This is a genomic window from Sphingobacterium lactis (assembly GCF_051951495.1).
GTDB classification, from domain to species: domain Bacteria; phylum Bacteroidota; class Bacteroidia; order Sphingobacteriales; family Sphingobacteriaceae; genus Sphingobacterium; species Sphingobacterium lactis_A.
This window is the reverse complement of record NZ_JBNHAS010000003.1, coordinates 384,597-408,559: the sequence shown is the minus strand read 5'-3', so window position 1 is coordinate 408,559 and position 23,963 is coordinate 384,597. Positions and strand designations below refer to the sequence as shown.

The 23,963-nt window shown below is 39.8% G+C and carries 20 protein-coding genes and 1 tRNA gene; 12 read left to right on the top strand and 9 right to left on the bottom strand.

Going from position 1 to position 23,963, the window contains the following annotated elements; translation table 11 throughout:
- Positions 1-205 precede the first annotated feature (205 nt).
- The 4 genes from ACP6L2_RS13830 (at position 206) to ACP6L2_RS13815 (ending at position 8,733) form a co-directional block, all read left to right on the top strand.
- Complete coding sequence (locus tag ACP6L2_RS13830; RefSeq protein WP_440509926.1) at positions 206-3,385, top strand: S41 family peptidase; 3,180 nt, start codon at positions 206-208, stop codon at positions 3,383-3,385.
- Positions 3,386-3,762: 377 nt separating this feature from the next.
- Positions 3,763-6,723: a SusC/RagA family TonB-linked outer membrane protein gene (locus tag ACP6L2_RS13825; RefSeq protein ID WP_440509925.1), complete on the top strand. Its 2,961-nt coding sequence runs from the start codon at positions 3,763-3,765 to the stop codon at positions 6,721-6,723.
- 11 nt (positions 6,724-6,734) lie between these two features.
- On the top strand, positions 6,735-8,237 hold the full coding sequence (locus ACP6L2_RS13820) for a RagB/SusD family nutrient uptake outer membrane protein (protein WP_440509924.1): 1,503 nt from the start codon (positions 6,735-6,737) through the stop codon (positions 8,235-8,237).
- Positions 8,238-8,508: 271 nt separating this feature from the next.
- Positions 8,509-8,733 carry a hypothetical protein gene (locus tag ACP6L2_RS13815; protein WP_440509923.1) on the top strand — a complete coding sequence of 75 codons (225 nt, stop codon included), beginning with the start codon at positions 8,509-8,511 and terminating at the stop codon, positions 8,731-8,733.
- Between the two features lie 137 nt (positions 8,734-8,870).
- Here ACP6L2_RS13815 and ACP6L2_RS13810 read toward each other — a convergent pair.
- Positions 8,871-8,942, bottom strand: a tRNA-Arg gene (locus ACP6L2_RS13810).
- A 295-nt stretch (positions 8,943-9,237) separates the two neighbouring features.
- Between ACP6L2_RS13810 and ACP6L2_RS13805 the strand changes: the two genes are divergently transcribed.
- From ACP6L2_RS13805 to ACP6L2_RS13780, 6 genes are all read left to right on the top strand, one after another.
- Positions 9,238-9,870, top strand: coding sequence for a peroxiredoxin (locus ACP6L2_RS13805; protein WP_344675209.1), 633 nt, complete (start codon positions 9,238-9,240; stop codon positions 9,868-9,870).
- A gap of 141 nt (positions 9,871-10,011) precedes the next feature.
- A complete protein-coding gene (locus ACP6L2_RS13800; protein ID WP_440509922.1) occupies positions 10,012-10,326 on the top strand; it encodes a thioredoxin family protein in 315 nt (104 codons plus the stop codon).
- The gene (locus ACP6L2_RS13795; protein WP_344675211.1) at positions 10,307-10,564 is read left to right on the top strand and encodes a DUF6952 family protein; all 258 of its coding nucleotides are present in this window, start codon (positions 10,307-10,309) and stop codon (positions 10,562-10,564) included. Before ACP6L2_RS13800 ends, ACP6L2_RS13795 begins: the two co-directional genes overlap by 20 nt.
- Before the next feature lie 295 nt (positions 10,565-10,859).
- Positions 10,860-13,298: a PIG-L family deacetylase gene (locus ACP6L2_RS13790; RefSeq protein ID WP_440509921.1), complete on the top strand. Its 2,439-nt coding sequence runs from the start codon at positions 10,860-10,862 to the stop codon at positions 13,296-13,298.
- Between the two features lie 12 nt (positions 13,299-13,310).
- Positions 13,311-13,508 (top strand): hypothetical protein, encoded by a 198-nt coding sequence (locus tag ACP6L2_RS13785; RefSeq protein WP_440509920.1) that lies wholly within the window; start codon positions 13,311-13,313, stop codon positions 13,506-13,508.
- Between the two features lie 105 nt (positions 13,509-13,613).
- Entirely contained in the window at positions 13,614-15,305 is a 1,692-nt protein-coding gene (locus tag ACP6L2_RS13780) for a sodium:solute symporter (protein ID WP_440509919.1), read from the top strand.
- Here the strand turns inward: ACP6L2_RS13780 and ACP6L2_RS13775 are convergent.
- The 8 genes from ACP6L2_RS13775 to ACP6L2_RS13740 form a co-directional block, all read right to left on the bottom strand.
- Entirely contained in the window at positions 15,302-16,219 is a 918-nt protein-coding gene (locus tag ACP6L2_RS13775) for an N-acetylmuramoyl-L-alanine amidase (RefSeq protein WP_440509918.1), read from the bottom strand. The genes ACP6L2_RS13780 and ACP6L2_RS13775 overlap by 4 nt on opposite strands.
- 5 nt (positions 16,220-16,224) lie before the next feature.
- Entirely contained in the window at positions 16,225-17,271 is a 1,047-nt protein-coding gene (locus ACP6L2_RS13770; protein ID WP_440509917.1) for a DUF3078 domain-containing protein, read from the bottom strand.
- Between the two features lies 1 nt (position 17,272).
- Positions 17,273-18,034, bottom strand: coding sequence for a hypothetical protein (locus ACP6L2_RS13765; RefSeq protein ID WP_440509916.1), 762 nt, complete (start codon positions 18,032-18,034; stop codon positions 17,273-17,275).
- 65 nt (positions 18,035-18,099) lie between these two features.
- On the bottom strand, positions 18,100-18,933 hold the full coding sequence (locus ACP6L2_RS13760; protein ID WP_440509915.1) for a glucosaminidase domain-containing protein: 834 nt from the start codon (positions 18,931-18,933) through the stop codon (positions 18,100-18,102).
- Positions 18,934-18,948: 15 nt separating this feature from the next.
- Entirely contained in the window at positions 18,949-19,455 is a 507-nt protein-coding gene (locus ACP6L2_RS13755; RefSeq protein ID WP_344675221.1) for a glycoside hydrolase family 73 protein, read from the bottom strand.
- Between the two features lie 21 nt (positions 19,456-19,476).
- Positions 19,477-20,112 carry an O-methyltransferase gene (locus ACP6L2_RS13750; protein ID WP_440509914.1) on the bottom strand — a complete coding sequence of 212 codons (636 nt, stop codon included), beginning with the start codon at positions 20,110-20,112 and terminating at the stop codon, positions 19,477-19,479.
- A gap of 841 nt (positions 20,113-20,953) precedes the next feature.
- Positions 20,954-21,586, bottom strand: a complete 633-nt coding sequence (gene folE / locus ACP6L2_RS13745) for a GTP cyclohydrolase I FolE (RefSeq protein ID WP_440509913.1) — start codon at positions 21,584-21,586, stop codon at positions 20,954-20,956.
- A 24-nt stretch (positions 21,587-21,610) separates the two neighbouring features.
- Positions 21,611-22,024, bottom strand: coding sequence for a 6-pyruvoyl trahydropterin synthase family protein (locus ACP6L2_RS13740; protein ID WP_440509912.1), 414 nt, complete (start codon positions 22,022-22,024; stop codon positions 21,611-21,613).
- A gap of 51 nt (positions 22,025-22,075) precedes the next feature.
- Between ACP6L2_RS13740 and mqnB the strand changes: the two genes are divergently transcribed.
- Together mqnB and ACP6L2_RS13730 are read left to right on the top strand one after the other, a co-directional pair.
- Positions 22,076-22,714, top strand: a complete 639-nt coding sequence (gene mqnB / locus ACP6L2_RS13735) for a futalosine hydrolase (protein ID WP_440509911.1) — start codon at positions 22,076-22,078, stop codon at positions 22,712-22,714.
- A 112-nt stretch (positions 22,715-22,826) separates the two neighbouring features.
- Positions 22,827-23,813 (top strand): pyruvate dehydrogenase complex E1 component subunit beta, encoded by a 987-nt coding sequence (locus ACP6L2_RS13730; RefSeq protein ID WP_440509910.1) that lies wholly within the window; start codon positions 22,827-22,829, stop codon positions 23,811-23,813.
- Positions 23,814-23,963 lie beyond the last annotated feature (150 nt).

Genomic DNA, 23,963 nt, shown 5'->3' with positions numbered 1-23,963 from the left:
CACTTCGGTTTATGTGCTGGTGAATAAACATATCTTAACCAATTCCATATTAGATTTCCACAAAATTTTACATTTACCTTAAAACCAATTAAATACATAAAATATTGAGGTAGGTAATAAATTGTAATATTATAGTAGTGTCATGCTAAAATGTTGTGTCGAATATTAAATTTGTTAATTATTACCAATAATTATTGATTTCAATATGTTTAACAAATCATTATTAGCCTTTGCTTTACTACTTGCAGGGACTGGAAGCAGTATAGCACAAGTTCAACCTACCTTTTTATCAAATCCAACCATTAGCCCAGACGCCAAGACCATTGTCTTTAGCTATGAAGGTGACCTTTGGAAAGTTCCTACTCAAGGTGGGCCAGCATTACGCATCACGGCAATGGATGGTAATGAGATATCACCCAGAATCTCTCCTGATGGAAAGTGGCTAGCATTCTCCTCCAATCAAAACGGGAACATGGATGTTTATGTGATGCCTTTAGCAGGTGGTGAAATCCGTCAGATTACACACCATGATGGTGCTGATGATGTAGCGAGCTGGAGTTGGGACAGTAAGAGTATTTACTTTACCTCTACTCGAGAAAATAGAATGAGTAGCTATAAGGTAGATGCTGCGGGTGGTACGGCACAGCGCATTATTCCGCATTTCTTCAACTATATCCATAACATGGTGGAAACACCTTCAGGCGAACTACTTTTCACTGATTCATTTGAAAGCTATAGCTCTGCAAATAGAAAAAGGTATAAGGGCGCATTCAATCCGGATATTAAGGGCTACAACCCAAAAGATAACTCTTTTAAAGACTATACAAGCTATATCGGCAAAGACCTTTGGCCAACTGTAGATCGCAAAGGAAATATTTTCTTCGCTTCCGATGAAGGTAATGATGAATATAATCTATATACTTTCAGCAACGGAAAGAAAACAGAACTAACGAATTTTAAAGAGTCTATCCGAACGCCTCAAGTTTCAGCAAATGGAGAAGCCATCATATTTGAACGCGGATATCAGCTTTACATTTATGATGTTGCGAGCAAGAAAACAACTCAACCAAATATCATTGTCAGTAGAAATCAAGTATTGGGCAAGTCCAAAGAGTTTGATGTCAGAGGGGCTATAAGCAATTTCGATGTTTCTCCAGATGGAAAGAAGTTAGTTTTTGTTTCTCGTGGTGAGCTCTTTGTTTCCGATGTGGATGGCAAGTTTATTCGCCAAATGCCTTCTGCTGGCGAGCGTATCATGGAGGTAAGCTGGTTAAAGGACAACCGTACGCTTGTTTATAATCAAACAGTAGATGGTTATCTGAATTGGTTTAGCCGTTCTGCTGATGGTAAAGGCGCTGCCAAACAACTAACATCCGACAAACGAAATAACCGTGACCTCAATCTTAACAAAGAGCGCACGAAGGCTGTTTACCTGTCAGGAAGAGATGAAGTAAGGATTCTTGATTTGGCATCTTTAAAAAGCAACACCATTGTAAAGGATGAACTTTGGGCTTTTCAAAATTCATCACCTTCATTTTCTCCAGATGGTCAATATGTTCTATTCACCGCTATTCGCAATTTTGAGCAAGATATCTTTGTTCATCACTTAGCAGATAATAAAACGATGAATCTGACGAATACAGGAGTATCTGAAACTTCACCTGTATTCTCTGCAGACGGAAAATACATCTATTTCTCCAGCAACCGCACGAAGCCTTCTTACCCGATGGGAATGGGTACTGCTAGCATTTATCGTATGGCCTTAGAGAATTTCGATGAGCCTTATCGTGTCAGCAAATTTGATGAGCTATTTGCAGAACCTAAAAAGGAACAAAAAGATACTACAACCACTAAAAAACCGGATGATAAAAACAAGCCGGCTAAACCAACTGTAGCATCAGCTAAACCAGCACCTAAGAAAAATTTAGTGACCATTGATGTCAATGGACTTATGGATCGTATCCAACAGGTTAGTCCTTTTGCTGGATCACAATTCTCACCTAAAGCTTTTAGCCGTGGAGATAAGCAATTCCTTTTCTTCCTGTCCAATCATGAAGGCAAATTAGGTATGTATCGCATAACCTACGAACCTTTTACTGCTCCTAAAACAGAGAAAGTGGCTGATGGATCTGTAGACAACCTGATCGAAGTAGAAGGTCGATATTACATATTGGCAAACGGAAACTTCCAAAAGTATAACATTGACTTTAACCGCGTTGAACCGGTAGAAATTTCCAGCAAATTCAATAGAGACCTGGATAAGGAATTTAAACAAATGTTCTTTGAAACATGGGCTAATGTTGAAGAGAACTTTTACGATTCTTCTTTCCATGGGGTAGACTGGGAAGGCATGAAGAAAAAATATGCGGCATATCTTCCAGGCATCAACAACCGTAATGACCTCAGAATCTTATTAAACGACATGCTGGGCGAGTTAAATGCATCCCACTTAGGTTTTAGTAGCATGGGTACTGAAGAGCGTAAGAACTTCAACTTTGTGAGTAATGAGCTTGGCGTAACGTACGATCAAAAGAATCCTTATAAAATCGCCAGTATAGTTCGCAATGGCCCAGCAAGTCGTAAAGGCATTGACCTACAAGCCGGTGATGAACTCGTAGCCATCAATGGTAATCCTATTGATAAAAATATGGATCGCGATTATTACTTAACCATGCCTTCACTAGCTCCTGAATTGCAACTTAGCATAAAGCGCAATGGCAAGGAGTCAACCATAAATATCCGTCCGCAAAGTAGTGCTGCTTTCCGCGAATCATTATATGATGAATGGATTAAAGGCAACCGCAATAAGGTCGATCAATTAAGTGGTAACCGAATTGCCTATTCACATATGAAGAACATGAGTACTACCGAGTTAAACACCTTCTTGTTGGATATGGCTGAACAGGAAAACAATAAGGATGGAATCATCTTGGATTTACGATATAATACGGGAGGAAATGTTCATGATGAAGTTTTACGTTTCTTGTCTCAAAGACCTTATCTACAATGGCAATATCGTGGCGGTAAGCGTGCTCCTCAATCGAACTTTGCACCAGCTAGTAAACCAATCGTTTTATTAATCAATGAGCAGTCACTTAGTGATGCCGAAATGACCGCAGCGGGGTTCAAAGAATTGAAACTGGGAAAAATTATCGGTACAGAAACTTATCGCTGGATTATCTTTACCTCCGCAAAGAGCCTTGTAGATGGTTCTTCTTACAGATTACCCGGTTGGGGATGTTATACCCTAGATGGGCAAGATCTTGAACTTACAGGTGTAGCACCTGATATCGCTATTAAGAACACTACAGCAGATCGAATCGCAGATAAAGATCCGCAACTCGAAAAAGCAGTATCTGAAATCCTAAAGGATCTTAAGAAATAAATAAAAAAAGCCGACGAGAGTCGGCTTTTTTGTTCTTATATACACCTCCCTCTTACAATAATTCTTCATTGCTAAGATTCTTAAATTGACACTAATCAATTTTTTCTTACATAATTGCTAAGCACATTATTATCAATATTTCAATAATGCTTGTTTAGTGTCCTATAATTTTTAATTAATACTTTATTGTTTATAATGCTTTTTGATTAAGGTCTAGGTATTTTAGGTCTAAAAAGACTGTTTATGTAATATTATTACATTAATTTGTTTATTTGTTAAAGTGGTTTTAACTTTATGTGAGTATTTATTTCCAACTAAACAATTTTCTGTGATTCAACTCCTAGAAACAATCGCAGATTTAACCAAACTTATTAATTATGAAACAAAAACTATTTTTGATTCTCGTGTCGTGTTTTCTATTTGCATTTGTGGCAAATGGACAAACACAGAGAACCGTCACTGGAACGGTAAGTTCCTCTGACAAGAACATTCCAATTTCTGCTGTAAGTGTTTTAATTGAAAGGACCAATCGGGGGACACAAACAGGAGTAAGCGGCACATTCAGTATTCAAGTCCAACCAGGGGATGTGTTAATATTCAAACACGTTAGCTATAAGACAAAGAAAATCTCAATTAGCACAAGTAATACTTTAAATGTACAGCTTGAGCCATCGGGAGAAATGATTGAAGACATTGTTGTCGTAGGCTATGGGTCGGGTACTGAAGCTAGCAACATGGTTGCATCCGTAAAAACGGTTTCATCGAAACAGATTAAGGATCGTCCTCGAGCGAATGTGTTAGAGTCACTGCAAGGACAAGTAGCTGGGCTAACGGTTTTAACATCTTCAGGAGAACCTTCTGCTACGCAAAGTCTTCGATTAAGAGGTATCGGGTCATTAGGAGCCTCTTCAACACCACTTTACGTGCTAGATGGTGTTCCTGTGGGTGCAGGAACAATTCTATCTATAAATCCTGAAGACCTAGAAAGTGTATCCATCCTAAAAGATGCTGCAGCCACCTCTATTTATGGAGCCAGGGCAGCCAATGGCGTGGTGTCTATAACCTCCAAAAAAGGAAGGGTATCGGAAAAAGCAACTATTAAATATCGAGGCCAATACGGTTGGTCAAATCTTGCACAGACCAAAATGCAACAAAATATGCTAAGTGGCCAAGAGCTGTTAGATCTGTGGTTGGCAGTCGGCTATAGAACGCAAGCACAAATTGACGAGATTCGGAAAAACAATCCTAAAGACTTCGAGTGGTTCAGATATTATTATAAACAGGATCGCCCAATGCAACAGCATGACTTAAATATCTCTGGAGGTTCCGAAAAACTCCGTTATTATATTGCTGGTGGTCTGTATAAGGAAGAGGGCTTGATGTATCGTTCGGGTTATAATAGAGGAACAGTACGGGGGAATTTCGATCTTAAATTGAATAATTGGGCAACAATGGGATTTAACATTGGAGCGAGTGTAGATGATGCGGAAAGCAATGGCTGGGGATCTAACGACCCCAATGGGGGTTTGTCCTTATTAGTGCCAGCATTCTATTCCCCATTTAAGGAAGATGGATCGGAATATTGGGATGAAAGGATTCCTGGTTGGGGCAGATATGCACCAAATTATCTTGCAACAATGTTTCCCAACAATCAGAAAAGAACAACCTTACTTCCTTTAGGATTTATTCAAATAAATCCAATACCTGGTCTTACACTAAAGTCTCAGGGTGGTATTGATTATTTTAATGCCAGAACTACAGCGAGAAGATTACCTTCTTACGTTTTAAGCAAAGGTAATGGAACGAGCTCGGAAAGTACCACCATTTCTTATTTAGCTACTTGGACAAACACATTAGAATATAAATTCAAAATTGAGGAAGAACATTCAATTGGAGCATTAGTCGGTAATGAGTTAATCGATTTTCAATCAAACGGTTTTACAGGCTCCTCAACCGGACAGGTAACTGATAAAATGGTATTACTTTCTGCTGGACCGTCAAATAGAAACGTATCACAATCAATTTCTGAATATGCTTTTAACTCACTTTTCGGACAATTATCGTACGACTTCAAGAAAAAATATTTCTTAAACGCAACTTTAAGGCAAGATAAATCATCGCGTTTTGGTAGAGAAAGGTCAGCAGCAACATTTTGGTCATTCGGAGGAATGTGGGATATTAAATCTGAAACCTTCATGAATCAGAATGTCAATTGGCTGAACGATTTGAAATTTAGGGCAAGCTATGGAACTTCCGGAAATGCGGAAATAGGAAACTATGAACATTTGGAAACCGTAGGAGCTGTTGCATATGGAGAAAGGTCCGCTTGGGGGATTCAGAGTCCAGGTAACCCTATCCTTGGTTGGGAAAAACAATCCATGCTGAGTGTTGGTCTAAGTGGAACGGCAGTTGAAAACTTAAATTTCAACGTAGAATTTTACGACAGGAAAACAGTGGACATGTTGATGTTTGTCCCATATCCATATACAACGGGATTTGCTAGCCGCTATGAAAATGTGGGAAGCCTACAAAACAAGGGATTAGAAGTCGAGTTGTCTTACAACTTCAGATTTGGAAATACCGGTTATTTTCAACCTCGAATTACCTATGGGTATAATGAAAATAAAGTAACCGAGCTATTTCAAAACCGCAATTTTTGGGTGGTGCCAAATTCTGGAATATCCTATGTCGTTGGACAGCCCGTTCAATTCTTTACGCCAATTTTAGCAGGTGTAAATTCAGAAACTGGAAACTATGAATGGTATGTTCCCGGAGATGACCCTACAAAATCCTATAGAGACCCCAATAATGTAACCTCCTTGTTTAATCCCGGCACTTTGCAACAAAATACAGGTTCAGAACTGTATGCCCCTCATGCCGGAGGTTTTGGTTTTGATGCTTCATACTATGGCTTTTCCATTTCGACATTATTTATCTTTTCCAAAGGAAACTTCTTGACCAATAATGACCGCTATTTTTATGAAAACCCAGCACAATTCTTAGGATTCAACCAATCCAAAACGGTATTGGACTATTGGAAAGAACCAGGTGACAATACAAGATTTGCAAGGTTTGGCTCTATCAGCCAATTTGATACGGGCTTACTTGAAGACGCTTCGTTTTTAAGATGGAAAAACCTGACAATAGGCTATAACATTCCATCTAAATTGCTTGGACGATCTAAGTTTTTTGAATCTGCTAGAGTATTCTACGTTGGCAGAAATCTATGGACTGCCACAAAGTATTTAGGTGCTGATCCTGAAACAAGTTCCAATATTTCATTAGGTAGAAATCCGAATACCAAACAGTCCACTTTTGGATTAGAATTTACTTTTTAAAACATCAAATCATGAAATTACAATCAATAAAATATATTTTTCTAGCCATAACATTTTGCAGTTATTTCACGTCTTGTGACGTGGAGCGTCTTCCATACAATGTTATTGACAAGCCCTTGGCATTTTCTTCCGTTGATGATGCCTCCTATTGGAGTAATGTCCTTTATGCACAAATTCGATCGAGAACGTATGGTGAATACATGTTCTCCACCGATGTCCAAGCAGACCAACTTAATGCCAGCAGCGACTTTGGAAATAGAAATGGTTCTCCACATAGGTGGGATTTTACCTCTGATGATTACACTTTATCTGCTGTTTGGTCTGGATATTATGAAGGTATAGATAATGTCAATTTAATGTTAGAAGGATTCCAAGAGATAAAACCAGCTAATGAGGCAGAAACAAAAAGAATGACCGTATATACTGGTGAAGCTCATCTAGCAAGAGCATTTTATTATTTTAATCTTGTAACGAGATACGCTAAAATATATGACCCTGCAACTGCAGCAACAGACCTTGGGGTGCCAATCGTGGTTAAACACGATATGAATAACAAACCTGCTCGTAGCACGGTGAAGCAAGTGTATGATTTAATATTAAAGGATATTGAGACTGCACAAACCAACCTGGCAACAGTAAATGGTACTAGGCAGGCGAATAGATTTACAATTGATGCCGTAAGGGCATTAGAAGCTAGGGTCAAACTCTACATGCAAGATTGGCCAGGAGCCAGAACAGCTGCGGAAGCTTTAATTACCGGAGGAAAGTACCCATTATATTCTACTGAAATGGGAATAAAAAACATGTGGCATCGTGACGAGGGAGGTGAAGATATCTTTTCTCCAACAATTGTAAAACCAACTGAACTGCCTCCTACAAATGGTCTGTATTTATATTATGACATAAGTTACAACACCTACTCCCCCGATTTTATTCCTTCAAAATGGGTAATCGATGAATTTGAGGATACTGACTTTAGAAAAAAAACATATTTCATAACTCCCTTAGTGTACTTGGCGGGGAGAGATTTTCGAAATATAACAATAGTCAATAAATACCCTGGAAATCCAGTTTACTTCACGTCAGCTGCAACTAATTATGTCCACAAACAAAAAATATTTAGAATTGCTGAGATGTATTTAATTGCCGCAGAAGCAGGTTTTAGAGAAGGGGGAACACAATTAACGACTGCAATTGGTCATTTGAATGCTTTAAGGGTTGCCAGAGGCTTAAAAAGCTTAGATCCAACCATTTCAGGCCAAGACTTATTTAATGAAATTAAAAAGGAAAGATTTAGGGAATTAGCCTTTGAGGGATTTCGTCTAGACGATCTCAGAAGATGGAAAGAAGGTTTTTCTAGAAGAGCCCCACAAAACACTTTAGTGTTAACAAATTCCCCTGCAGCAAATTATTCCGAAAAATCTGTTGCAGCGACAGATGATAAATTTGTTTGGGGAATTCCAACACGCGATGAGACTGTAAATCCTGAAATCAAACAAAATCCAGGATGGTAAATCTTAGGTAATCTATAAAATTAATTTTAATAGATTTTATTCAAGGAGAGGTTCTAAAGAGCCTCTCTTTTGTTTTGTATATAATGTTTGATAAGGAGAGAAGTCTAGAAAATTAAATGATGGATAAGCTGGCCCTAAGATTAAGTAAGGAGTTGCTTCAACTAACTAATATTCAATATCATGATCTAAATATGTTTACAATAATGGTAGTAAAAGAATTACCTTGATATAAAATTGTGCGTATAATTCTGAAGGGTTTAAATGTAGATTTATGAAAACTTTAAAAATTGTCATTGAACGTAGCGCTGACATGTTCAGTGCCTATGCTGAGAATGCCAATGGCATTTATGGAGGAGGTGATACAGTCGAAGAAACGAAGCAATCCATCTTAGAAGCAATTGAGATTTACAAAAACGAATTTACACCTGAAAATATTCCTGCTATTCTAAAAGGTGAATATGAAATTGTCTACCATTTTATCAATCAAGGAGAATAATTTTCAGACAATACTACTTAGTTGATTTAAAAATTCAGTAGAAAATAAAAAACTACAAACCACTCTCTATTTACAGTTCCCTCCGCAGATTATTATCGACAAAAAAGGAGACAAACCTTATATGATGCCTCCTCCTGTAGCCCCGAGCAGAATCGAACTGCTATCAAATGTTTAGGAAACATCTATTCTATCCGTTGAACTACGGGGCCATGCTGCAAAACTAATATTTTAAGCAGCTTGTACAAAATTATTTCTTCCCCACTCTCCCTCACCACAAGATCACCCCCTTTCTCACCTTCCATCCAAAAACCACCATTACCCCATTCAAAAACACCAAAAAAATATACAAACCTCAATACCAAGCACTAACCAAAACATGATATAAATCACATTTATAAATGACACCCATTTCTTATAGACAAAAACGATAGTTAATAAAGAATATCAATACTTTTGAGGCGATAAAAAGCGTACTTTTGTATCAGAAAAAGAAAAGAAAATATTATGAGTTTTACAGGTAAAAATTTCCCGAGCATTACAGTTGACGCTATTGACTATTTAGGTGACAATTTCACATTGAACTTATTTGAGAAAGCGAAGCAAGAGAACAAGAAAATCTTGTTGTTCTGGTATCCAAAAGACTTTACGTTTGTATGTCCGACGGAGCTTCACGCCTTCCAAGAAGCAGCAGCTGAGTTCGAAAAGAGAAACACGATCCTAGTTGGTGCATCATGTGACTCGGCAGAAGTACACTTTGCTTGGTTAAACACAGCAAAAGACAATGGTGGTATTGAGGGTGTTGAGTATCCGCTTGTTGCAGATACGAACCGCAACCTATCCAGTGTATTGGGCATCTTAGAAATGAAAGAGGTAGAGCACCCAGAGTATGGTACTTTGGTTGAGGGTTCTGCAGTAACTTTCCGTGCTACTTACTTGATCGATGAGACTGGTAAAGTATTCCACGAGTCAGTAAACGATATGCCTTTAGGCCGTAACGTTAAAGAATACATCCGTTTGATCGATGCTTACACGCACGTTCAAAAACACGGAGAAGTTTGTCCAGCAAACTGGGAAGAAGGAAAAGAAGCTATGAACGCAACTCGCGACGGTGTAGCATCTTACCTATCTCAAAACTAATAACCGAATTTTATAAAGAGGAGGTTATAGCCTCCTCTTTTTTTTAGATTCCTTTGCCCAAACAATCGAATCTACTTGCTGAAAAACAATAGCAACAACGGTTTAAATTAACAAACAGACATTAACGAAGAAAAAATAATCATGTTACAAGAATTAAACGCTGATAACTTACAAGAAGTAGTAGACAATAACGAGATAGTTATGGTTCAGTATGCCGCTTCTTGGTGTGGCAATTGCCGTATCATGAAGCCAAAATTTAAGAAACTTGCAGGCGAAAATGAGAACGTGACGTTCTTAATCGTCGATGCAGAGAAGTTTCCGGAATCTAGAAAACTAGCTAACGTAAATAACTTACCTACATTTGCCGCTTTCAAAAACGGTAAATTGGTAAACCAAGTACAAACAAATAAAATAGAAGGATTAACAGATTTATTAAATGAAGTTACCAATAATTAAGCACCTGACGGAGTTCATCGCTGAAAACGATGCAGACTTTGTTTTGGAAACAATCGAGACTTTAGAATCTTTGACCGAAGTTTCTCAATTGAAAGATGAGGAGCTGGATGTCATTGGTGAATTAATTTCAAATATGTACGGCGCCATCGAAGTAAACAAATTAGTACAAGAAGGCATGCCACAAAAAGAGGCCCTAAACAGCTTTATGAAGCGTGTAATGGGTTCTATTGATAAATAACCTCATGCATTAGCTGCGCCTGAGCAGCAATTATTGTTTTCCTTTTCCACAAAAACCTGTGCATAACTGTGTTTTTGTGGAAAAGTTTTTTAAGCCAATCCCCCGTTTTCCATTCTATTTGTATTACTTTTATATTCATTAAAGGTTAGACCAAATAAGCGCATCATCCTGCCAAATGAACCAATGCTTTAAACACATCGGTTTGAAGTCAAAGATTTTTAATTGTTGGTAAAAGGAATCAAATTAATTTGATTCCTTTTATTTTTATACGTAAAACTTCCTTATTTTTAGTTCTATGACGCTTAGAACATGCAGTTTACTGCTTTACTTCCTTTTTCAATCCATCTTTCTTTATGCCCAAAACAGCAGCAATGCTGCACAGATTAAACTGAAGATTGATCGATTAAACAGTTTAGGCTCCGTGCTTTATTTTGCTGCACACCCCGATGATGAAAATACCAAGCTAATAGCCTGGTTGGCAAATGAAAAGAAATATAAGACCGCCTACCTATCCCTTACGCGAGGTGATGGCGGGCAAAACTTACTTGGGACTGAGCAAGGAATTGAACTCGGCCTTATCCGCACGCAGGAATTACTAGCCGCCAGAAATATTGATCGTGGTGAACAATACTTTACTTCGGCTTTTGATTTTGGTTTCTCCAAAACTCACGAAGAAACATTCAATTTCTGGAAGAAGAACGAAACCTTAAGAGAGGCCGTTTACCTGATCCGTAAATTACAACCGGATGTAATTATCACGCGCTTCCCTCCGGACAGTAGAGGTGGACATGGGCACCATCAAGCATCGGCTATCCTGGCACATGAAGCTTTTCTTGCCGCAGCTGACCCCTCTAAGTTCCCTGAGCAATTGAAAACCTTGAAACCATGGAATGCTAAGCGACTGGTATGGAATACCGCTAATTTCGGCGGAATGAACAACACCTCCGAGGATCAATTAAAGGTCAATATTGGGCAGTACAATCCGCTGTTGGGTTATTCTTACGGCGAAATTGCCGCACTCAGTCGGTCCCAACATAAAAGTCAAGGCTTTGGTGCCGCTTCCCAACGTGGGGAAACCATTGAATACTTCGACCATGTGGCAGGCGATAAAGCCAATACCGATCTTTTTGAAGGTATTAAAACCGATTGGTCCAGACTTGATGAACCGACCAGCCGAATTCAAGAACTCATCAAACTTATCCAACAGAACTATAAAGCAAACAGCCCTGATCTTTCCATTCCTGATCTGGTAAAACTGCACAAACACATCAATCAGCTAAAAGATTCCTTTTGGAAAAAAGAAAAACTCCAAGAAGTGGAGCAGCTTTTAATTGACTGTGCCGGCTTACACATGACCGCTACTAGCAAGAAGGCATTAGCTGTCATGCAGGAGGAAATTCCTATACAGTTAGAGTTAATCTCCAGATCCAACAATATCCCTGTGATCTTGAAAGCAATTGATGGAGACTCCATTAAAGAAATAAGTCTCCCTGTCAACAAGACGCAGACTTTTACTATCCAAAAATCATTTGCCAATAATACCCAACCTTACTGGTTGGTGAAGCCACATACCTTAGGAAAATTTGATGTTGCGGAATCCGATTTCGGATATCCTGAAAACAACGAAAAACCCAAGGTTACTGTTCAATTGGATTTCTATGGTGAGAAGATAACACTAGACCTGCCTATCGTCTATCGCTATGTAGACCCTGTACATGGTGAAATATTGGAGCCCCTCAGCATAAGCCCAATCATAACAGCGGCATTAAGTAGTTCAAATTTGCTATTGCAGGCTAATGAAAACAAAAGCATTCGCATTCAGCTTCAAAACCACAGTAATTCGAATCAAAAGGGGAATCTTCAATTTCAACAATCTGATGGCTTGGTATTACAACCCAATCAATTTGAAGTAGAGATCCCTGCTGGCGGGACTTGGGAAGGGCATATTCAAGTTTCAAACCCTAAAAATAGCCCAAGTACACAGGTCGGTTTACTTTGGAACGCCCAGCCTTTAATGGGCTACCACAAAATCAGCTATAATCACATCCCGAGCATTACTTGGTTCCCTCCTATTTCTCTTCAAGTCAAATCCCTGGAAATTACCAACCCTGTAAAGCGCATTGCTTACATTCCAGGTGCAGGAGACCTAATTCCACAATCCTTGGAGAATATAGGCATTCAAGTGGATGTGCTAAATCCAGACAACATCAGCATGGGAGTTTTGAAACCATACGATGCGGTTGTTGTGGGGGTTCGAGCTTATAATGTGAGCAATTCCGTGAATCGCTGGTTACCACAGTTAATCAAATATGTAGAAGATGGCGGTGTGGCAGTAGTACAGTATAATGTAAATTCGCGCATGGGCACTACTTTTTTAGGTCCTTATCCTTTTCAAATAAGCCGAACAAGGGTAACGGAAGAAGATGCTGAAGTTAAGTTTACAGACCCAAAAGACCCAGTTTTAAACTATCCCAATAAAATTACAAAGGAAGACTTCAAGGGATGGGTCCAAGAGCGAGGATTGTACTTTGCAGAGCAAATCGACCCTCAATACCGCAGCCCATTGCTTATGAACGACAAGAATGAGGCCGCTTCCAACGGTTCATTGATCCTTGCAAAACATGGAAAAGGTAAATTTGTCTATACTTCCTTGGCATTTTTTAGACAATTACCCGCTGGAGTGCCCGGAGCTTATAGATTATTTGTAAATTTGTTAACTAAAGAAGAAAAATAACTTAATCACATAATGGAAAATCAAATCGAGAACTCGAACGAAATCAATGCAAAAGGAATTATCCTACTAGTTGGTGTTATCTTAGGTGGATTAACTGCTTTTGTTGCTACACACTCTTTATTAGGTATTATCGCAGGTATTGTTGGTGGATTGATCTTCGCCATCATCTTCATCTCGGCTCTATTGCCGCATAAACCGCATGACAGATAATGGACTTCCTCCATTTGTACGATCTTGGAGACAATTCTATTGGTTAATTGTTCTCTGGCTTATCGTATGCATAGTATTGATGTATTTCTTTACTAGATACTTCGGATGAGTAGTATCGACTGGATAGTACTCATCCTCACCTTACTTTCTATTGTTGCCTATGGCATCTATAAAAGTAAGAACGTCAAGACTATTGACGGTTATATTCTTAGTGATCGATCTTTACCTTGGTATACAGTCGGTCTTTCGGTAATGGCAACTCAAGCGAGTGCTATTACTTTCCTCTCCGCCCCCGGGCTTGCCTATACTTCTGGAATGAGCTTCGTTCAGTTCTATTTTGGACTGCCTCTAGCCATGATCGTCCTCTGTGTTACTTTCATTCCTATTTTTCATAAGCTCAAGGTATATACGGCGTACGAATTCCTGGAGAAACGTTTCGATGTCAATACACGTGTTCTTACAGCCAGCTTATTCTTGATACAGCGCGGAATCTCTACGGGAATAACCATTTTTGCTCCAGCAATCATCCTTTCCTCTGTTCTTCACGTCGATCTAACTTTAACGACTTTAGGCATTGGCTCCCTGGTGGTCATTTACACAGTCTATGGCGGCACGAAAGCGGTATCCTATACCCAATTGCTGCAAATGGGAATTATCTTCGCAGGGCTCCTCTTAGCGGGCATACTCGTGGTGCATCTCTTGCCTACCAATATCGGTTTCCGAGACGCACTTCATATTGCTGGTAAATCTGGAAAAACAAATGCCATTGATTTCAAACTCGATCTCAGCAACCAATACACCGTTTGGACTGGTCTTATCGGCGGTTTTTTCTTACAGTTATCTTATTTTGGGACAGATCAAAGTCAGGTAGGTAGATACTTGACAGGTGCTTCCATCAAGGAAAGTCGAATGGGCTTATTGATGAATGGCCTGCTGAAAGTACCCATGCAATTCTGTATTCTCTTGATCGGGATTCTGGTTTTTGCCTATTACCAATACCATACACCGCCTTTGTTTTTCAATGAAGCAGAAGTAAACAAACTGGAACAAAGCGAGCATAGGGAGGCTTATACGGGCATCATGCAGAAGCATGAGCAGATCAGTCAAGAAAAGACCTTGGTGATCCAAAACCTGACCAATGCTTTAGATCAACATGATGAAACTAAAGTCGATGGGATTAGAAATCAATTGCAGGATTATAATAATCAAGAGAAGGTTCTTCGAGAAGACTTAGTCAAATTGATGAAAAAGAATGATGCAGAAGCAGACACTAACGACAACAACTACATTTTCCTACGCTTTGTTATCGACGTCTTTCCTAAGGGATTGATCGGTTTATTAATCGCCATAATCTTCCTGGCCTCCATGGGCGCGACTGCCAGTGCTATTAATTCTTTATCGTCAACCACCGTCATCGATATCTATAAGCGATTTGTGAAAAAGGGTGCAGATGATGCGCATTACCTTCTGGCTTCTCGTATCAGCACCTTGTGTTGGGGAATATTTACCGTCATCATAGCTCTTTATGCCAACAAACTAGGTAACCTATTAGAAGCCGTGAATATTTTGGGGTCTTTGTTTTATGGAACGATCTTAGGGATCTTTTTAGTCGCCTTTTATGCAAAAAGCATATCCGGACGTGCTGTATTCATAGCGGCATTAATTACCGAAGTCATTATAATCAGTTTGTGGAAAATGGATATTATGGCTTTTCTTTGGCTCAACCCTATTGGAGCTGCCTTAGTGATCCTATTTGGCTTCTTGATTCAGGCAGCTCTACCTAAGCGGGCAGTTTAGTAGAACTTCCTGTAGAGATCATAGAGCACCATCTTATCGTAATCGGTCAGCACTCCCGTTCGGTCATTCTTAATAAACTTCTGCTTGAACACTCGTATTACGGTCTCTGGTCGACTCATATCGTAGCCTATAAGCTTGAGGGCATCCATAGGATTAAAGTTCGCAGGAGCAGGCATTAAAGCATTCGGATTATACCATATCCCAAAACCTCGCTGCGCCAACCTTTCCCATGGAAAGAATGCGCTCGGGTCATCTTTCCTACCTGGTGCAAAATCACTATGTCCAATAAAGTTTTTCTGTGGAATTTGGTACCGTGTCTTTAAGGTATCCAAAAGGGTCATCAAAGATCGAATTTGCGATTCCGGAAAGGGTTCATTACCGTTATTATCTAATTCGATTCCAATAGACACGGAATTCATATCCGTAATTTGTCCCCAAGAACCCTTACCAGCATGCCAAGCACGCAGGTAATCATTCAACATTTGCACCACACGACCGTCCCTTCCAATCACATAGTGGCTACTTACCTTAGTATGTGCCAACTGAAAAGTACGAATAGTCTGGGCTATGCTGCTTTGGGAAGTATGGTGAATGATAACAAACTGAGGCTTACGAACATCATAATGCATGGCTGCAGCATAATCAAATGCCTTGTTAGTTCCTGCACGAAACATGTTCCAAGCATTCTCTTCAGGAGTAAGAGGTGGTGCTAATTGATTAACCAAATTGCTAGGCTGTAGCTTTGTTGAATCAATCAAGGTATCTAACCTGATCACCGTATCCTCTACAATTGGGGTTGGCGCTATTACAGCAGTAGATGGTTGACCTAGAGCCTTAGTCTTCTTGCTGGTTGAGCAAGAAGCCATAAAAAATAACAATCCCAGTACCGCAACGTATCCTGTAAGTCTTTGCATTTATTTTATTTTGGTAAATTCAACAGTATCCCCACCGCCAACGCCTCATTCCACTGGATTTTACCATGCATGTCCGAGTCATATAAAAGTGTTCCCCCTAAGGAAACATTAATCAAAGAAGTGATTTTCGAACTGAAGGTGGCGTCCAAACGATGTGATGGATCTCCCATGTCCTTATAATCAGCAAATAAGTTATAACGTGCCTTTAAATTGATGTTCTTTGCAATATTTCTATTCAAATCAGCTGTTAACTGAAATGCCAATTCATTCTTAAAGTTCTTACCTTCTTCTACACCAAACTTAGGTCCAGTTCCCTTAGATGGATCTTTAGGGTTAGGATAGCGGCCATAACGCGCATAATAGTCTGCGGCAGTTCTTGGCTTTACCCGTTCGTCTAAAATCAATACCTGACGGGCAGTACCAGTACCGATACGTAAAGAGAAGGTGTTATCTGGCTTATACTCCAAACCCAGCGATTCGGTAAAGTATGCCGGCGACATAAAAGATGAAGTAATTCCTGTAATGGAGTCACGCCCATCCGCTGCCTTACCATAGATAAAGCGGTTGTCAAACTGCGACTCAAATGTAATCGCCGTATAGACACCCCAGCTTTTAGACAATTTATAAGACAATTTATTATCCCAAAAAATACGGTCATTATTCGGTTTAGCCACTTGGCCTTCATTTCGAACCTTTCCGTATTTTAAATCAAACTCAGTTGTAAAGTTGAAGTTATTGCGGTTAAACTCTGACTTGTGCCACATCAATCCCATGATGGCCCAAGAGTTGATACCCCCTAATTGCCAGTTTTCACTGAACTGTGCCTGGTTGAAATTTACACCCAACTTAGTCCAATGTTTCCAATAATTTACTTTCAAGTCTAATTTTGGAATTGGCACATTGATGTTCTTGATAGACAATGCTTTTTTCTTGTCCTCTTCGCTGATGCTGCTATCTGGTTTGACACGCAATTCACGAAGATCTTGTGCTTTTAGGGTCGTAAAACCCAAAATAAATAGGAAAACAGGTAATAGGTAAAATTTTATGTTCATACTATTTCTCTTTTTTAACATCTAGTTTGATATCTGGCAATTCCCGCAAAGGTCGCAAATTTGGGTGTAGTTTAAAGATTTCGTATTGTTTTTTTATGTAATTCCGTAACTGCATTTCAGTGGCGGTACTAATAAACTCATACGATGGTCTAAACAACTTCATGAACACCTGCAAATCTTCACCTTCCAGTCCTATCAAATTTCGTACTAATTCTGGAGTAAATCGATAATCAATAATATTTTGTTCATGAACCTTCCCGATAAACTCCGTAAATCGGCGCGCATTCTTCGCTTCTTTACTAACCATACTGTACAAATAATCGATGCTCAGCCCCACCCCAGTCGGGCCGATAGAAATCGCTTCCTTTGGAGCCGCTAAATTGAAAGCCTTCTTATATTCCCGCTTCATCTCGTCCAATACATCATCAGGATTTCTGCGTCCATAAACCTGAACCTCCTGTATCTGCTTCACCGCTTCCTTAAGATTAACGATCAAAGCCGCTTGATTCTTATAAACGATCGTATCGGACAAATAACCCGCTTTCCGGAAGATGAGTTGATCTCCTGGAGAAGCAGTAATGCTAAACTCGCCCCGCGAATCATTGTAAATGGAATTGTTATTACCAATATTACGGATTTGAACTTCCCCCAATCGCTGTTTCGTTATTACATCATAAACGATACCATCCAAACGTTGTTGTGCTTGACCGATATGTGGTAATGAGATAGCTCCTAGAAATAAAATAAGTAATAAGGTTTTCACTTTATAAAGCTACAGTATAGATGGATAGCTTTCTAATTTTTAACATCTTTTAATAGCTCCTGTAACTATTTTGATACGACCAGGAGTTGTCCTACGGAAACCGCATCCGAGCTTAAACTATTCCAAGCTTTCAAGTCGCTAACCGAAACATTGTTTCTGCTCGCAATAGCAGTCAGGGTATCAGAAGCTTTCACTTCATAGATTTTCATAGCCACAGGCTTCTTTATTTCCTCCGCGGGAACGGGCGGCTCTACCTCTTCTTTATGCTCAATAATCTGATCTACCTTTTCAACGCGAGCGATAACTTCAACCTTCGGTTCTGCTGTATCGTATTGCTGTAAATTATAACGCTCAATCAGGTCTATTAATAGCTGAGGATATCTAGGGTTGGTCGCATATCCAGCATCCTTTAAGCCACGAGCCCAACCTTTATAATCGTTTTTGCTCAATTGAAAGAGCTTCTCATAACGTTTACGAAGTAAGAATTGGGAGTGATCTCGGAAAGATTGTTCTGGATTATCATATACTCGGAAGCAATCGTTGGGATTATCATCCGATTTAGTGACTGATTTACCGTTCCAGGTACCGCCACATTTGATGCCGAAGTGGTTATTGGCTCTCAAGGCAAGGTCGCTATTACCATTGCCGGATTCTAAGATGGCTTGAGCAAGCTTAATACTTGCAGGTATTCCATACTTATTCATCTCCTCGATGGCGATGCTCTTATAGCGCTCAATATAGGTAAGGCCTGAAGTAGAGGTAGCCCCTTTATTGCCTGGCTTAGAGGCTGTGTGGGTATTGGTTTTCCCGTGTGGATGCTTAAGCACCGTACCGCGTTTCGTTCCACATGAAACGAAAAATAAGGCCAATATTAAACTGGCCAATGCTACCTTCTTCATCGTCTTGAAATGCCCTTAATTGAGGTTTGTCTTTTCGTCGTATTTCTCTAAATCATAACGGTCAATCGTAGAAATCACTTTTCTAGACCAATCGCTGGTTTCCGAGTATCCCGAGCGAGCAATTCCCTTTACCCAAGATTGATAATCCTTAGAATCATGCTTCTCGAACAAAGGCTGTGTTGCCTTTCTGCGCTGCAATAAGCCGACGAAATCACGGTAAGAATCCATCGGTGACTCGTATCCCTTATAGGCAGAACGAATCTTCTTGCTGCTGTTTTTACCCTTGATACCAAAATGGTTATTGAGGTAACGAGCGATGCGGCTATTGCCGTATGCACTCTCATGAATAGCGACCGCCAAAATTACTGAGGCCGGTACGCCTGTTTCTCGCATAAGCTTCTGCGCAGCCGAACTGTGCTTAGCAATATACGTCTTTGTTGTGTAGTCTTGAGCAAAGGCGCCCAAGGAAGTCAATGTAGTAAGTATACATACCACAAAAATCTTTCTACAATGCTTTAGCATAAACCTGTTTTTAGTTTAACACTACTTTTTGCGTAGCACAAAAAGCCCATCTCTAATCGGCAATATCAACTTCTCTACCCGTTCGTCACTTGCCAGTGTTTGATTTAATTCAATTACTTGTTTTGTCTGATTGTCCGGCTGTTCATCCAATACCTTGCCCTTCCAAAGGACATTGTCTACCAGGATGATCCCCCCAGAACGTACGCGGTCGATCAAAGCGTTGAAATAGTATAAATTACGTTTCTTATCCGCATCGATAAATACCAAGTCAAAAACCCCTTCGATCCTCGCGATCTCATCGGCCGCATCAGCGATATGATATACAATTTGATCTCCAAAGCCCGATTCATCGAAATATCCCTGAACCCGCTCCTGTTGCTCCTCGTTGATATCAATCGTATGTAGAACTCCTCCTTCTGCTAATCCCTCGGCCAAACATAAGGTCGCATAACCTGTGAATGTCCCGATCTCTAAGGCTAAGCGTGGTTGAACCATTTTGCTTAACATCGAAAGTACTCTTCCTTGATAGTGACCCGATAACATATGTGGCATCGTCTCCCTCAAATAGGTCTCTCGATTGACCTTTTTTAACAACGCATTTTCGCCGTCCGTAGTATCCTCTAAGTAGGCATTAAAACGCTCAGATTCTTCAAACATACCGGGCAAAGATAAGAATTAGGCTTTCATTTCTCCAAGACATTTTTACTAAAGAACTCTTTTCCAACAACTTAACAAGTAACAGATCATAGCGATATAAAGCCAAAACAGCTATATTTTTATCCTCAGCCCATTTCGGGTTTTTAGCTGGAGGAAAGCGTTTTTATTAATTCTCGACATAAAAGCTCATAATACGTTTCCCTAAAAAATGCTGTAAATAGTAAGGTATTTTTAAACTCAAAACAGGTACATCGTTCCATATTGCTTCGAGTTAAGTTATGTATTCCTTCTAGTTGGATTCGAGAACCCTACGGAATTTCTTAGGATATGATAGGGATCTCCTTCGGATCTCGTTCGGTCGGAACCGAACGAGATCCGAAGGAGATCCGAAAAAGTTCCGAAGGAGTTCCGTTAGAGTCTCGAATCCAACCCCTACCAAACACCTAGTAAACCCCTGTTTAAGACGAGTAAAACACAGACCAAAGACATCAGATTTTAGGCCTTTTGTCGGGGTAGAAATTTTGTTCCCCCCTCACAAAATCGGTTTATTCTGTGGTTAGCCGAAGAAACTTCCTTTCCAAAATCCGTCTCGTATTTAAGGATAGGTAAAAAGAATATATAAATGCAGGCGATGCATGCATCGCCCCTACAAACAATCGTGATTTTAAGAATCCCAACTAAGATAACCGTAGGGTCGAAGCATGCTTCGACCGTTAAATAAATCCCCCTTCCCATCTCACATCTCCTATCTAATAGGAAAGCGGTCTCCCCACTATTTTTAAAAAGAAAAAGGGCTAAACAAATTGAATGTTTAGCCCTTTATATGCTTTGTCTTGGGTTATTAATCCAAAGATGCTGTTATCAGTCTTAAAAATTCTGAACGCGTTACATCGTTTTGAAATGCACCTGTAAACGCAGAAGTCGTAGTTACGGAGTTTTGCTTTTGCACCCCTCGCATTGCCATACACATGTGTTTACATTCAATTACGACAGCTACACCAGCAGGCTTCAATGTATCCTGAATACAATCCCTGATTTCATTGGTCAAGCGTTCTTGAACCTGAAGACGGCGAGCAAAGATATCCACCACACGAGGGATCTTGCTTAATCCAACGATATGGCCATTCGGGATATAGGCAATATGTGCCTTTCCGAAGAAAGGTAACATGTGATGCTCACACATAGAATACACCTCGATATCCTTCACAACAACCATTTGGCTGTATTCTTCTTGGAACATGGCACTACGCAATACTTCTGAGGCGTCGATATCATAACCGTGCGTCAGGAACTGCAAAGCCTTAGCAACACGCTCTGGAGTTTTAATTAAGCCTTCACGTTTCGGGTCTTCGCCGATAGCCTCTAGGATATCGATATAGTGTTCTGCAATACGTTCAACATTTTTCTCGTTGTACTGATCTATTTTAAGATAGCCGTCTTGCTCGGCATCTTCAAATTGTTGAAATTTGCTCATTTTTGTTTGCTATTATTTTTGAGGTTATTCGCCGAAATATTCGACATAATTGTTTTCAGTCTCGTGCAGACGGACAGCATGTAAGATCACATTCTCCTGATCAAAGAAAGGTTTCAGTATATTGAATATTTCAACGGCAATAACTTCCGTAGAAGCCATCTTTCCTTTCATAAAATCTACATCAAGATTTACATTCTTATGATCTAATTTATCGATTACTTCTTGAATGATAATATCTTTCATTCGTTTCAAGTCGATCAAGAAACCAGTTTCAGGGTTAATATGGCCTTTTACAGTCACAAACAAGTCGTAGTTATGGCCGTGCCAATTGGGGTTGGAACAGTTGCCAAAAACGCGCTCATTTTCTTCTAAAGTCCAGTCTTCCCGGTACAATTTATGGGCAGCGTTAAAGCGTTCGCGTCGTGTAATATAAATCATAGTACAAAGATAAGGCAAATAAACGTAATTTAGTATTTTCACTTCGCGCATATGAACATTCTTATTGTATCTGCTACGGAACTTGAAATTGCCGATTCAGTTCCCACCTTCAACCATTATCGAATTGATTATTTGGTAACCGGAGTAGGCATGGTTGCGACGGCCTATGCGCTTGGCAAGCGCCTTCAAGAGCGTAGTTATGATCTATTGGTCAATGTGGGTATCGCAGGGAGTTTTAATCCGGAACATGAATTAGCGACGGTATTCAAAATCAAGTCTGACCGAATTTTTCGTTTCGGTGCTGAACAGGGAAGCTCTTTCCTTCCGATCGAACAAATGGGATTTGGGGAATCGTCTTTTTCAGAGCGATTACCGGCAGAAGACCTTGTTGCGGCTTACCATAACCTTCCCTATGCAGATGCTATTTCTGTAAATATGGTTCATGGCTCCGCAGACACGATTAATAAGTTACAAGCGGAACTGCCAAAGAACTGTTTAGAGAGTATGGAAGGGGCAGCATTTTTCTACGCGGCACAGGAGGCTGGAGTGCCCTGTATTCAGGTTCGTGCGGTTTCCAATTTGGTGGAAGAGCGCAACACGGCGAACTGGAATATTCCAAAAGCCTTACAAAGTTTGAATGATTGGTTACAAAATTTCCTAAACCACCAGAAAAGGGAATCAGACTTTTAGATTCCGAGCCATAGGGGGCATTGCATCGAAAATAGTACACTGCGCTAACAAATATTCGATAAATAATAGTATTTTTGCCTAATCTAAACAAAAGACACTATTTGTAATACTGATGAGAGAAATACAATTCAGAGAAGCTCTTCGTGAAGCGATGAACGAAGAAATGCGCAAAGATGAAACAATCTTTTTAATGGGCGAGGAAGTCGCTGAATATAATGGTGCTTACAAAGTGAGTCAAGGCATGCTTGATGAATTTGGTGCTAAACGTGTTATCGATACGCCGATTGCAGAGCTTGGTTTTGCAGGTATTGGGGTTGGTGCAGCGATGAACGGATTAAAGCCAATCATTGAGTTCATGACTTTCAACTTCTCTTTAGTAGCTATTGACCAGGTTATCAACGCAGCAGCGAAGATTCACCAAATGAGTGGCGGACAATTCTCTTGTCCTATCGTATTCAGAGGCCCTACAGGAAATGCTGGACAATTGGCAGCACAACACTCCCAAAACTTCGAAAACTGGTATGCTAATACACCAGGATTGAAAGTGGTTGTTCCTTCTACGCCATATGATGCAAAAGGTCTTTTAAAATCAGCAATCATCGATCCAGATCCAGTAATTTTCATGGAGTCTGAGGTGATGTACGGTGATAAAGGTGAAGTGCCTGAAGAAGAATACTACTTACCTATCGGTAAAGCAAATACAATCAAAGAAGGAACAGATGTAACTGTTGTATCTTTTGGTAAAATGTTATCACGTGTTGTTATCCCTGCAGTTGAGGAATTGACAAAAGAAGGAATCAATGTAGAATTAATCGACTTACGTTCGGTACGTCCTATTGATTTCCCAGCAATCATCGACTCTGTTAAGAAAACTAACCGTTTAGTAATTGTTGAAGAAGCATGGCCTTTGGCATCTATCTCTTCAGAAGTTACTTTCCACGTTCAAAAACATGCATTCGATTATTTAGATGCACCTATCGTACGTGTTACTTCAGCAGATGTTCCATTGGGTTATGCACCTACCTTGGTAGAAGCTTCCCTTCCAAGCATCGCGAAAGTGGTTAAAGCCGTTAAAGAAGTATCTTATATCAAGAAATAAGAAAACGATTTATAAAAAAAAGCCCCTATGAGTGTTCATAGGGGCTTTTTTTTGTAGTATATAGTAATTAGTATTTAGTAGATAGACCTATTGGCGGGATAGTTTTTTGAGCGTATTAGCGGGCGATGCATGCCTCACTCTGAGTTGTAA